8 protein-coding genes and 1 riboswitch are annotated in these 12,452 nt (G+C 56.0%); of the genes, 3 read left to right on the top strand and 5 right to left on the bottom strand.

Going from position 1 to position 12,452, the window contains the following annotated elements; genetic code table 11:
* Positions 1-36 precede the first annotated feature (36 nt).
* The gene (gene gcvT, locus EH198_RS16865) at positions 37-1,140 is read right to left on the bottom strand and encodes a glycine cleavage system aminomethyltransferase GcvT (RefSeq protein WP_124696689.1); all 1,104 of its coding nucleotides are present in this window, start codon (positions 1,138-1,140) and stop codon (positions 37-39) included.
* A gap of 508 nt (positions 1,141-1,648) precedes the next feature.
* A riboswitch (glycine riboswitch) is annotated at positions 1,649-1,746 on the bottom strand.
* A 185-nt stretch (positions 1,747-1,931) separates the two neighbouring features.
* Here gcvT and gcvH point away from each other — a divergent pair.
* Positions 1,932-2,324: a glycine cleavage system protein GcvH gene (gcvH, locus tag EH198_RS16870; protein WP_124696690.1), complete on the top strand. Its 393-nt coding sequence runs from the start codon at positions 1,932-1,934 to the stop codon at positions 2,322-2,324.
* Between the two features lie 544 nt (positions 2,325-2,868).
* On the opposite strand, the gene EH198_RS16875 is transcribed toward gcvH, so the two are convergent.
* From EH198_RS16875 to EH198_RS16890, 4 genes are all read right to left on the bottom strand, one after another.
* The gene (locus tag EH198_RS16875) at positions 2,869-3,327 is read right to left on the bottom strand and encodes a hypothetical protein (RefSeq protein ID WP_124696691.1); all 459 of its coding nucleotides are present in this window, start codon (positions 3,325-3,327) and stop codon (positions 2,869-2,871) included.
* 317 nt (positions 3,328-3,644) lie between these two features.
* Positions 3,645-4,874, bottom strand: coding sequence for an AGE family epimerase/isomerase (locus tag EH198_RS16880; RefSeq protein ID WP_124696692.1), 1,230 nt, complete (start codon positions 4,872-4,874; stop codon positions 3,645-3,647).
* 333 nt (positions 4,875-5,207) lie between these two features.
* Positions 5,208-6,107 carry a flagellar motor protein MotB gene (locus EH198_RS16885; RefSeq protein WP_124696693.1) on the bottom strand — a complete coding sequence of 300 codons (900 nt, stop codon included), beginning with the start codon at positions 6,105-6,107 and terminating at the stop codon, positions 5,208-5,210.
* Positions 6,104-6,883 carry a flagellar motor protein gene (locus EH198_RS16890; RefSeq protein ID WP_124696694.1) on the bottom strand — a complete coding sequence of 260 codons (780 nt, stop codon included), beginning with the start codon at positions 6,881-6,883 and terminating at the stop codon, positions 6,104-6,106. The genes EH198_RS16885 and EH198_RS16890 overlap by 4 nt, the downstream gene beginning before the upstream one ends.
* 181 nt (positions 6,884-7,064) lie before the next feature.
* Between EH198_RS16890 and uvrB the strand changes: the two genes are divergently transcribed.
* A complete protein-coding gene (uvrB, locus tag EH198_RS16895) occupies positions 7,065-9,056 on the top strand; it encodes an excinuclease ABC subunit UvrB (protein ID WP_124696695.1) in 1,992 nt (663 codons plus the stop codon).
* A 483-nt stretch (positions 9,057-9,539) separates the two neighbouring features.
* On the top strand, positions 9,540-12,413 hold the full coding sequence (gene uvrA / locus EH198_RS16900; RefSeq protein WP_124696696.1) for an excinuclease ABC subunit UvrA: 2,874 nt from the start codon (positions 9,540-9,542) through the stop codon (positions 12,411-12,413).
* The last annotated feature ends 39 nt before the right edge of the window (positions 12,414-12,452 follow it).

Below are 12,452 nucleotides of genomic sequence, written 5' to 3' on the forward strand. Positions count from 1 at the left end.
TTAAATGAATAGGTTATGTCCTACACAGGCAGGTCCCTAACGGCTTTTCTTGTAAAAAGGGGCTTTCACTACGGCTGCCTTGAGCCGCTTGCCACGGATTTCAACTTCCAGCTCCGTGCCGATTTCGCCGTACCGGGCATCCACCAGGGCAAGCCCCAGGTTCCGCTTCAGCGTCGGCGACTGCGTGCCGGTCGTAATCTCGCCGATCTGCTGTTCCCCCGTGTATACGGGATAATGCGAGCGCGGAATGCCGCGGTCGATCATTTCGATTCCGACCAGGCGGCGGGGAACGCCCTGCTCCTTCTGGGCCAGCAGCGCTTCGCGGCCGATAAAGTCGGCCTTATCCAGCTTCACGAAGAAGCCGAGTCCCGCTTCCAGCGGCGAGATGTCCTTCGACAACTCTTGGCCGTACAGCGGCAGCTTCGCTTCGAAGCGAAGCGTGTCGCGCGCGCCGAGGCCCGCCGGCGTAAGCCCGTGGGCGCTGCCCGCTTCGAGCAGCCCGTTCCACAGCTTTTCCGCAGCGTCTACCGGAGCATACAGCTCAAAGCCGTCTTCGCCGGTATAGCCTGTGCGCGACAGCAGCACTTCCACGCCGCACACGACCGCGCGCTCCGCGAAATGGAACGGCTTCAGACCGGCCGGCGCCACAGAGGAAACCTCGCTTATGATTTGTTGGGCGTGCGGCCCTTGAACCGCCAGCAGCAGCGTTTCCTCCGACCGGTCCGTAAGCTCCACGCCGCTCTCCGGCAGATGGTCCTGAAGCCACTGGAAATCCTTATCGATGTTGGAGGCGTTCACGACAAGCATGTAGCGCCCTTCGCCCAGGCGGTATACGAGCAGGTCGTCGACCGTGCCGCCGTCCGGGTAGCAGAGAAGCGAATACTGCGCCTGGCCGTCCGCGAGCCTGCCAACATCGTTGGTCGTCATGTGCTGCAGGTAAGCCTCCGCTCCGCTGCCGGTCACCATGAATTCGCCCATGTGCGAGACGTCGAACAATCCCGCCCGGCTGCGGACCGCTTCATGCTCCTTCTGGATGCCGGTGAACTGCACCGGTAGCTCCCAGCCGCCGAAATCAATGCTCCTGGACTCCGGGTAAGCGGAGTAAAAAGCGAAAAAAGGCGTTCTCTTCAAAGCATTCATGTCGTCACTCCCCGTGATTTTTTTAAATAATAAGACTTTGGACATCCTTATATTTCCAAAAGAAACGTGGTTGCGTCCAGCGGGGACGCCGTCCGGCGTTTCTTCAAGCCGCATATAGCTGTTGGGGTCCTCCTATAGTATCCGGGTCTGCTTCACCGCCAGATTTTTACTTTGAAGGGGCAGGGAAGCGGGTCCCGAACGGGGCTGGTTTATTCCACAAAATGAAGCTTGCCCTCCACAGCACATTCCAAAACCTTTGCGTGGATTCCACTTTTATTTTCGGCAAGCGCAAAAAAGGACAGGCGTAAGACGAATCTACGCAAAATATGCGCACACTTTCGTCTTTCGCTCTGTCCCTTGTACCTGAGAGTTACCCCGCTCCGGGCTGCAAAAGTCCGGTATTCCAGCATATAAGCGGCAATAGCCTGACGGCCCGGCGCTTTAGCTTTGAGCGGGTTTCCCCGTTGGTGACCGTACGCTGCTAAACGCCCGGTGCTCTCCAGAGATGCGTCCGGCAGAGGTCCTTTTGCCTGAGAGATTCCCCTTGGTTCAAGGCTTACTCCTTCGGCGCCGTCTTCGGAGGACGGTCTCTCCCTATGCCATCATTCGCTGCTTGTATGTGATTCTTCTCACTCCATTAATACTGGAATCCCCTCCCGGTGTCAACCATATTCATTCAAAAACCGGTCAAAAATTATTTTCCTGTCAGATATATTGACACCGGATAAGGGCATAACTTAGTCTATAACTAACTTTAAACTCCCAATGGCGAAGAGAGGCGGCTATCGAAAATGAGTGAAGTGCTAGACAATCTCCGGTATAGCGAAGAGCATGAATGGGCGCAGCAGGGCGAAGGTCAAATCGTGCGCGTAGGCATCACCGACCATGCCCAGCATCTGCTTGGAGATATCGTGTTCGTGGAGTTTCCGGAAATCGGCACGGCGGTCACCGCCGGCGACAGCGTAGGCAGTATCGAATCGGTCAAAACCGTATCCGAATTATATTCTCCGGTGTCGGGAAAGGTGACGCGGGTCAACGCGGCGCTTGAAGACAAGCCCGAGCTGCTGAACGAGCAGCCGTACGGCGAGGGCTGGATTTACGAGGTGGAGGTCGAGGGCGACTACGCCTCTGCGACGGACGGACTGCTGGATGCGGCGGCTTATCGTGAACTGGTCGGCGAGTAACGCGATTATATCTAATATTCTCGGTCATAGCTTAAACGGAGGATTCCGTTCGTGCCTGGTCCGGCAGCGGATTTTTGCATGAACGGGAAAAACTCCGTTTAATTTTTCGAAAAAAAGCTGTTTCGCCCAATTAACGGGAAAAACTCCTGTTTATTTGCTGTTTTTTCTTTATTTCTGCCTGAAACGCCGATTTAGAGGGGGATTTTCCAGTTTAAGTTTGTCAGAGGCTCCTTTTTTGAAAAATAAAGGGAGGAATTCCGCTTCATTCTATCCAGCTGCTTGATTATGGCGGGGAGATGATCGGATGCTGCCCTGCCAAGGTTGTCGGCGGCGGATTTTGGGCCATTTTGCATACGGACGAATAAGCGGCTAAACTCGGCAGGCTGGCTACTGGACAATGGTTCGATCCGCCGAATCAACGCGGTCTTACTGGGCAGGCTTTGGACAGCGGATTGATCCGCTGGACCAAGGCCCGCCTTTTTGTTTTTTTTGCAGGTGATTGAGGACGTTTGCTCCTTGCTGCTTCCGGCCCTTCTGCAGGATGCTACTGTATGGGAAAGCCGGCGATTCCCTCGTAGATCGAAGGTGCGATATGCCAGAAGACGGGCTGCAAATACAAGCTCGCTGCCGCAAAAAGAATCCACAGTCCGAGAAGCCTCCCTATTTTGCGGGTCCTCCGGATAGAGGGAGAAAGTACGAATGCGTAGACGGCTATGGAGTACAGAGGGAACAGGGCCGCCGTCATCAAGGCTGTGCTCATCGTAAAGGTGATTTCAGCGGCGGAGGTCGGAATCATGGCATTCGGATTACTGACCGGATCGGCAAAATACAACCCTGCGAGAAGAGGCAGCCAGGCAGCCAGCACATGAAGCGGGAACGCCCGGATCTTATTGCTGTTCAACGCGCGCAGCACCCACCAATAACCGCACCAGACGAGCGCGTACAGAGCGCCGAAGGCCAGCAAGTAGCCCCTTATCGTCGTCAGTTTCCAGCCAGTGGGCATACCTGTCGGGATATCCCAAAACAGCCGGGGAGAGGACCCGAAAAACAACATAAAGCCACCAAAACCCATTAGAAACATTAAGAAAACGGCTTGGAAAACAAGGCTGACCGACGGCAGGCCTACCGAATACGCTAAGGTCTGCCATCGCTTCGGATCGCGTAAAGCGCGGACAAGAGAAGCCATTTTGGGAAACATCTCCTTTGCATACTCTTTCCGCTCAATGTATATTTTTTCCTGCCTGTTATACATGAACTTCCCGTGAATTTCTGTTAATTTCCTGTTAATATCCCGGCTGGCGCCACTCCCGTCTGCATTTCTTATTTCTCAAAAGGGCTTGCCTGCCGCGCTCCCCAAACGGAAAGGGCCGTAATGCAGTTGGTAATGGGATGATAGTCGGTCTTCGGCGGCGGACTCTTGATGCTGTTGTACTTCCGGTTGCTGGCGTCCAAAAGCTGATACCACGCTCCAAAGGTATGGTCGACGAAGTAGGTCCAACAGTAGCTGAAAATATCGTCGTAAAATTTCCGGTAGCCGGCCTGCCCCGTACAAGCGGAGAGCAGGGAGGAAGCGCCAATCGCCTCGGCCATTACCCAGTATCGCTTATCGGAATCGATAATTTGTCCGTCCTCAGGGGACATCGCATAGAAAATACCGCCATGCTGCCGGTCCATCCCTTTGTCTATAGCCTCCCGAAACAAACGTTCCGCCTGCGGCGGAAGCCATGCTTGCGGGCAGTGCCTGTTGAGCAGCAGAAGCAGCTTGGTCCATTCGATGGAATGGCCGAAAATATAGCCGTAAGGCCGGAATTCGTCCTTGGTGTTGCCCTTGTTGTAATTCCAGTCGATCACCCAGTCGGTCTTGTAGTGCTCCCAAATCAGCTTGCCCGATTGCGGAAGCAGCTTGAACATGACGGAATGCGCCAGCGTATTTGCGCGGTCAAGATAACGTCTTTCGCCGGTAGCCTCATAAGCCGCCATCATCGCTTCGGTCAGATGCATATTTGCATTTTGTCCGCGATAGGGAGACACTTCAGACCAGTCGGCGGACGCCTCATCGGCGTACAGGCCGTCCTGTTCATTCCAGAAATGCTTCTCGAGCACCTCGTACACTTCGCCGATCATCGCCCCTGCCGGGGAGATTCCCGCTTTGAAAGCGGTAGAGGCCGCCAATAAGGCAAAAGCATGCCCGTAGGCGAGCTTTCTTTTATCGGTCGGATTTCGCCACTTCAGCGTCCAAAAGAACCCTCCGTGCTCATGGTCCCACTGAAACTCGCGAAGAAAGCGAAGTCCGTGCTCGGCGGCCCCGCGGTACTCCGCAGGCCCTCCAACCAGCAGAGCCGCGCTGAAAATATAAACGAACCGCGTCATTCCCACCAGCTGTTTCGTCTCGTAATCGCATACGGTTCCATCGTCCAGAAAGCAGTTGATATAACCGCCGTTAAGACGGTCGATACAGCGGGGGGCATAGAAACGAACCGTGTCCAGAATATGCAGTTTCAAAAAAGAAGAGTCGGCGAAATCGGGACGGACGGAATGTGAATCGTTCATAAGATAATCCCTCTTTTTAATAAAGTCGTTAATGATTTTATATGCATATTGTGGCTAGTCTCAGTCTATATGATACTTAACGCATTTCAGAGACGGGTAAACCAATGGGGCATTGTCATCTACCCGGTTCAGCAGGAAATCCTATTGTGTAAGGAGGCAGCGCGAAAAAGCGGATTTTTAACGGACAGCAAGTTGTTATGCCGCCGAAAAATCCGCCTTGTATGCTCATTCATGTTTTGCTGTATTCCGGTATGCTTTAGTACAATCCTAATGCCTCCGGCAGCTTGCGTTTGCAGCGGGCAGAGGAGCGCAGTCACTTCAAAGCGCCTTCGTTCACTCCTCCTGGAGCTGCCGCAGGACGATAATCTCCACCCGGCGGTTTTTCTGCCGTCCGCTCTCCGTGGCATTGTCCGCGGCGGGACGCGTATCAGCGTAGCCTGCATACTGGAACTGGCCGGGGCTCAGGCTTTCTCTGTCCAGGAAAAAGCGCAGAACGGACAGCGCGCGCGCTCCCGAGAGCTCCCAGTTGTCCGCATAACGGGAGGAGGGAAGCACCGGCGTTTTGTCCGTATGGCCCTCGATGCTGACCGTAGCGCCGATGCCGCGGAACAGACCGGACAGCTGGCGCAGCGCGGGGAGCGCTGCGGGCTTGAGATCCGCCCTGCCGACGGCGAAGAGGAAACGGTCGCTGAGGGTGATGGCGATGCCCTGCGGCTTGTCCGCGACAAAAATCTGGTCGCCGAGACGATTATCCTTCACGTATTTGGTTATCACGTTCATCAGATCGGCCAGCTTCGCTTCCTGCTGGCGGAAGGCAAGCTCGCGGGGGGAAGGAGACGCCGCCGCTCCAGGTGTCGCTCCGGCTTGCCCGCTCCCGCCGTCCGTTCCGGCGGATACCCCGCCGCTCGGCGCCGCTGACGCTGCCGGCTGACCCGTGGGGCTGCCGGTTGAACTGCTCTGCCCGTTTTCGCTGTCTTTGCCGCTTCCGTTTTGCTGGCCGTTTCCGCCGTCCAGCAATCCGCTGCTCCCGTCAAGGATGCCGCTGCCAGTCTGGAACGAGCGCTGGAGCGAAGCGATCACATTGCCGTATTTCTCCTGATCCAGACTGCTCATGGCATACAAAACGACAAAAAAGATAAGCAGCAGCGTAATCAAATCGGCGTAGGTTATCATCCACCGGTCGCGGCTCTCGCGGCTTTCCCGCCGGCGGACCCGCTGTCCCCGCTGCCTCATGACCGGACTCCTGCCGCGGTGTTCTCATCCTTCTCGTCCTGAAGGAAGGACGCCAGCTTCTTGCGCACGAGCTGGGGATGATCACCGTTTTGCACCGCCAGAATGCCTACAAGCAGCATCTCCATGCCGTGCAGCCGGAGCTGGCTCCGCGCTTTGATCTTGGAGGCAATGGGCAAGAGGAGCAGATTGGCGCTGGCGACTCCGTACAGCGTCGCCGTGAAAGCAACGGCGATCGAAGGGCCGAGATGGGAAGGATCGGTAAGGTTGCCGAGGACACGGATGAGTCCCATGACGGTTCCGATAATGCCCATGGTGGGCGCGTAGCCGCCGGCGGCCTCGAATATTTTGGCATAGCCTTCATGCTTCAGCTCGGCAGCGTCCATCTCCAGTTCCAGAATTTGACGCACCTGCCCGGGGTCCGTGCCGTCGACGATAAGCTGCAGGCCTTCGCGTGTAAAGGGATCGGGATGCGCCTCCGCCCGGGGTTCCAATGACAGAACGCCGCTTCGGCGGGAGAGCAGCGCCATCTCCACGAGTTCTTCGGCCTGCTCCTTCAGATGGGTCCGGTTCCGGCCGAAGGCCATTTTCAGTGCTGCCGGAATGGCGCGCAGCGTGCGGGCGGGAAAGCTGATCAGGACCGCGGCAACCGTGCCTCCGAACACAATCAGGGCGGCATTCCATTGCAGCAGACCGGATACGCTTCCGCCTTCCCAGAAAAATCCGCCGATCAGGGCGGCGAGCCCGGCAAAGATGCCGATTATTGAGGTTATATCCATCGGGTGTACTCCTTAATTGTTCTATATATTAGGTTTGCATGAATGCGGCAGGACATGTATAATTGACGGGAACAAGTATTCTTATATTCCTTTTTTTCACTTTCGTATGAAGAACGGCATTTAAGATAAGAATGGGTTAATATATTCATATATTTTAGACGATTAAGGGGGAGACGGGCAAATGAATGATATTGTCGTCAGTACGAAGACCTTCGAGCTGGAGTCCGAGTACTCACCCCAGGGCGATCAGCCCCGCGCCATCGGGGAATTGGTGGAAGGTCTGCGTGGGGGCAAGAAGCACCAGACGCTGCTGGGAGCGACGGGTACGGGCAAGACGTTTACCGTTGCGCAGATGATCGCCAAGGTGAACCGGCCTACGCTGGTCATTGCGCATAATAAGACGCTGGCCGCTCAGCTGGCGAGCGAATTCAAGGATTTTTTTCCGCATAACTCGGTCGATTATTTCGTGAGTTACTATGACTACTACCAGCCGGAGGCCTATATCCCGTCTTCGGATACTTATATAGAGAAGGATTCCAGCATCAATGAGGAGATCGACAAGCTCCGCCACTCCGCGACGAGCTCGCTGTTCGAACGCAGGGATGTCATTATCGTCGCAAGCGTATCCTGCATTTACGGTCTCGGTTCGCCGCAGGAATACGGCAGCCTGCTGCTGTCGCTTCGGGTGGGAATGGAGAAGCCGCGAAATCAGATTCTGAGCCGGCTGGTGGATATCCAATATCAGCGCAACGACATCAATTTCGTACGCGGAACGTTTCGGGTGCGCGGCGATGTGGTTGAGATTTTCCCCGCTTCGCAAGGGGAGCATGCGATCCGCGTCGAGCTGTTCGGCGATGAAATCGAGCGGATTACCGAGATCGACGTACTTACCGGGGAACTGATCGGGGAGCGGGAGCATGTCGCCATTTTTCCGGCTTCCCACTTTGTCACCCAGGAAGAGACGATGCGCGTTGCTCTGGGCAACATCGAGCGGGAGCTGGAGGACCGTCTGGCCGAGCTGAGGGGCGCCGGCAAACTGCTTGAAGCGCAGCGGCTGGAGCAGCGGACGCGGTACGACATTGAAATGATGAAGGAGGTTGGCTTCTGCTCCGGCATCGAGAACTATTCCGGACCGCTGACCTTCCGCGAGCGCGGGGCCACTCCTTATACGCTGCTGGATTATTTCCCGGATGACATGCTGATCGTTATCGACGAGTCGCATGTGACGCTTCCGCAAATCCGGGCGATGTATAACGGTGACCAGGCGCGTAAGACGGTGCTGGTGGAACATGGCTTCCGGCTTCCGTCCGCCCTCGACAACCGTCCGCTGAAGTTCGAGGAATTCGAGGATAAGGTCAAGCAGATCGTCTACGTTTCGGCTACGCCCGGTCCTTATGAACTGGAGAAATGCGACACGATGGTGGAGCAGATTATCCGGCCGACAGGCTTGTTGGACCCCATCATCGAAGTGCGTCCGACAGAAGGGCAGATCGACGATCTGATCGGCGAGATCCGCGAGCGTCTTGACCGCGACGAGCGCGTGCTGATTACGACGCTGACAAAGAAAATGTCGGAAGACCTTACCGATTACCTGAAGGAAATCGGGATCAAAGTGCGTTATCTGCATTCCGACATCAAGACGCTGGAGCGGATAGCGATACTGCGCGACCTGCGTCTCGGTACATTTCACGTTCTCGTGGGTATTAACTTGTTAAGAGAAGGACTTGATCTGCCGGAAGTCTCGCTGGTTGCCATACTCGATGCCGACAAGGAAGGCTTCCTGCGCTCCGAGCGCTCGCTGATCCAGACGATCGGCCGCGCCGCGCGCAACTCGGAAGGCAAGGTAATCATGTACGGCGACCGCATCACTGATTCCATGGACAAGGCGATTACCGAGACTCAGCGGCGCCGGACCATCCAGATCGCCTACAATGAGCAGCATGGCATTACGCCGCAAACGATCCGCAAGAGAGTTCGCGACGTCATCGAGGCGACGAAGGTCGCCGAATCCAAGTCCGACTACTTGACCGGCGCGGGCGGCAAGATGAGCAAGAAAGAACGCCAAAGCCTCATGCAGCGGCTTGAGGCCGAAATGAAGGAAGCCGCGAAGAACCTCCAGTTTGAACGTGCCGCCGAACTGCGCGACGCCCTGCTGGAGCTGCGGGCCGAGTAAACGTGTCATGCGCAGAAGCATCAACGATAGCACTTGCACTGATTTGAACGGCGCTGTCTTTAGGCCGTTCTTCGTTCTTTTTGCCGAGTGCGGTGTGAGGTACCGGTACCAAGTGAATCCGTAGGGGAGTGAACGTAAAGCGAATCCTGTAAGGGAGAGCGCTCGTTGCAGACTAGTGGCATTAAACGCTCGAATCGAACGTAAAGCGAATCCCGCAGGGAGAGCGCTCTAAGCAGACCGGTGGCACCTAAGCGCCCATCTCGCGAGCGCAAACGTTCGAGCGGTCCCGCAGGGATAAGCGGCTTCCCGCACGGAAGCAACTAAACAGAGCTAACCTACCTCCCCCGCCAAAATTTGCGGGTGTCCAGAGGGCGGAGCCCTTGGGGCCCTCCTAAAAGTTTTTCGAAGGAAAACTCGTTTCGGAAGCATAGGCTTGGGAGGGTTTGGGAGGGCAAGCACCAACACCTTAAGGAGGATGTACCGTTGGCGAACGAAAACATAGTAATCAAAGGCGCGAGGGCGCATAATCTCAAAAATATCGACGTGACGATACCGCGTGACCGATTCGTCGTGCTGACGGGACTAAGCGGCTCCGGCAAGTCGTCGCTGGCTTTCGATACCATCTATGCCGAAGGGCAGCGTCGGTATGTGGAGTCGTTGTCGGCTTACGCACGCCAGTTCCTAGGCCAAATGGAGAAGCCGGATGTCGATTCCATCGACGGCTTGTCCCCGGCCATTTCCATTGACCAGAAGACGACGAGCCGCAACCCGCGTTCCACCGTGGGAACGGTGACGGAGATTTACGACTATCTGCGACTGCTGTTCGCGCGGATTGGACATCCCCACTGCCCGGATCACGGCATCGAGATCACGTCTCAGACGGTGGAGCAGATGGTCGACCGAATCATGCAGTACCCGGAGAAGACGAGATTGCAGATTCTCGCGCCGGTCATTTCAGGCCGCAAAGGCGAGCACAAGAGCCTGTTTGCAGAGATTTCGAAGCAGGGCTTTGTCCGCGTGCGTGTGGACGGCGAGCTGCGTGATTTATCCGAGGACATCGAGCTTGAGAAGAACAAGAAGCATACGATCGAGGTTGTGGTCGACCGGATCGTCATCAAGGAAGAGGTCGAGTCCCGGTTGACGGATTCAATCGAGACGGCCCTGAAGCTGTCGGGCGGAAAAATCCTCGTCGACATCATCGGACAGGAGGAGCTGCTGTTCAGCTCCAACTTTGCCTGCCCCGTATGCGGCTTCAGCATGGAAGAGCTGGCTCCGCGCATGTTCTCCTTCAACAGTCCGTTCGGGGCATGCCCGGAATGCGACGGTCTTGGAGCGCAAATGGTGGTCGATCCCGAACTGCTCGTTCCGGACTCCGGGAAATCGATCGAAGACGGCGCTTTTTTGGCCTGGACCGGCAGCACGTCCAACTATTACCCGCAGTTTCTGAAATCGGTGTGCCAGCATTTTCATATTCCCCAAGATGTGCCGGTGAGCGAATTGACGCCGGAGCATATGAATAAGCTGCTGAACGGCACGGGGAGCGAGAAAATCCGTTTCCGCTATGAGAACGACTTCGGGCAGCGCAAGGAAGCGATGGTTCCCTTTGAAGGCATTATCCCGAACCTTCAGCGCCGTTACCGCGAGACGGCGTCCGAGGGCATCCGGGAATTTATCGAAGGCTTTATGAGCGCCAAGCCATGCCCCGTATGCAAAGGCAAACGGCTGAAGCGTGAAATCCTGGGCGTGACGGTAGGCGGAAAGAACATCGCCGACGTAACCGATCTGTCGATCGGGGACGGCCAGCGCTTTTTCGGAGACCTCTCCTTAAGCGAAAAAGAAATGGCCATCGCCAATCTCATTCTTAAGGAGATCAGCAGCCGTCTCGGTTTCCTCGTCAATGTCGGTCTCGATTATTTAACGCTCAGCCGTTCGGCCGGTTCGCTGTCCGGCGGCGAGGCCCAGCGCATTCGGCTTGCGACACAGATCGGCTCAAGCCTCATGGGCGTGCTGTACATCCTGGACGAGCCGAGCATCGGCTTGCACCAACGTGACAATGACCGGCTTATCTCGACGCTCGCGCATATGCGCGATCTTGGCAACACCCTGATTGTCGTCGAGCATGATGAGGATACGATGCTGGCGTCTGATTATATCATCGACATCGGTCCGGGAGCGGGCATCCATGGCGGCAACGTTATCGCCCAGGGAACGCCGCAGGAAATCATGAACGACCCCAACTCGCTGACCGGCGAGTATCTCAGCGGACGCAAATTCATCCCGGTTACATCCAAGCGGCGCGCGACCGACGACCGCTGGCTGGAAATCCGGGGAGCCAAGGAAAACAATCTCAAGAATGTGAATGTCAAAATTCCGCTCGGCGTCTTCACGGCGGTAACCGGCGTGTCCGGTTCCGGCAAGTCGTCGCTCGTCAACGAAATTCTGTACAAGAGTCTCGCCAGAGAGCTGAACAAAGCGGTTAAAGTGCGTCCAGGTCAACATAAAGAGATTCGCGGCCTTGACCAGCTGGACAAGGTTATTGATATCGACCAATCGCCGATCGGGCGTACGCCGCGATCCAACCCGGCAACCTATACGGGAGTGTTCGACGATATCCGCGACTTGTTCTCCAAGACGAATGAAGCGAAGATCAGAGGCTTTCAGAAAGGCCGCTTCAGCTTTAACGTCAAGGGCGGCCGCTGCGAAGCTTGCCGGGGCGACGGCATTATCAAGATTGAGATGCACTTCCTGCCGGACGTCTATGTTCCATGTGAGGTCTGCAAGGGCAAACGCTACAACCGCGAAACGCTGGAAGTCAAGTACAAAGGCAAGAACATTGCCGATGTGCTGGGGATGACTGTAGAGGACGGAACGGAATTTTTCCAAAACATACCTAAGATTCACCGTAAGCTGCAGACGCTGCTTGATGTGGGCCTAGGCTATATCAAGCTGGGACAGCCGGGAACGACCCTTTCCGGCGGGGAAGCCCAGCGTGTGAAGCTGGCGTCGGAGCTGTACCGCCGGAGCACGGGCAAGACGCTGTACATTCTGGACGAGCCGACGACAGGCCTGCATGTAGACGATATCGGCCGTCTGCTGGAAGTGCTGCACCGCCTGGTCGAATCGGGCGAATCCGTGCTTGTCATCGAGCACAACCTCGACGTTATCAAGACGGCTGATTATATTATCGACATGGGACCGGAAGGCGGAAGCGGCGGCGGAACAGTCATTGCAACCGGGACGCCGGAGAAAATTATCGAGGTATCCGAATCGTACACAGGGAAATATTTAAAGCCGATTTTGCTTCGCGATACGGCCCGTACGGAGGCATTGATGCTTCAGGCTGTGGAGGCGAAGTAAGAAGCGATGGTTTCTAAGCGAAGGTTTCTATAGAGAAAA

Source organism: Paenibacillus rhizophilus (assembly GCF_003854965.1).
Classification (GTDB): domain Bacteria; phylum Bacillota; class Bacilli; order Paenibacillales; family Paenibacillaceae; genus Paenibacillus_AQ; species Paenibacillus_AQ rhizophilus.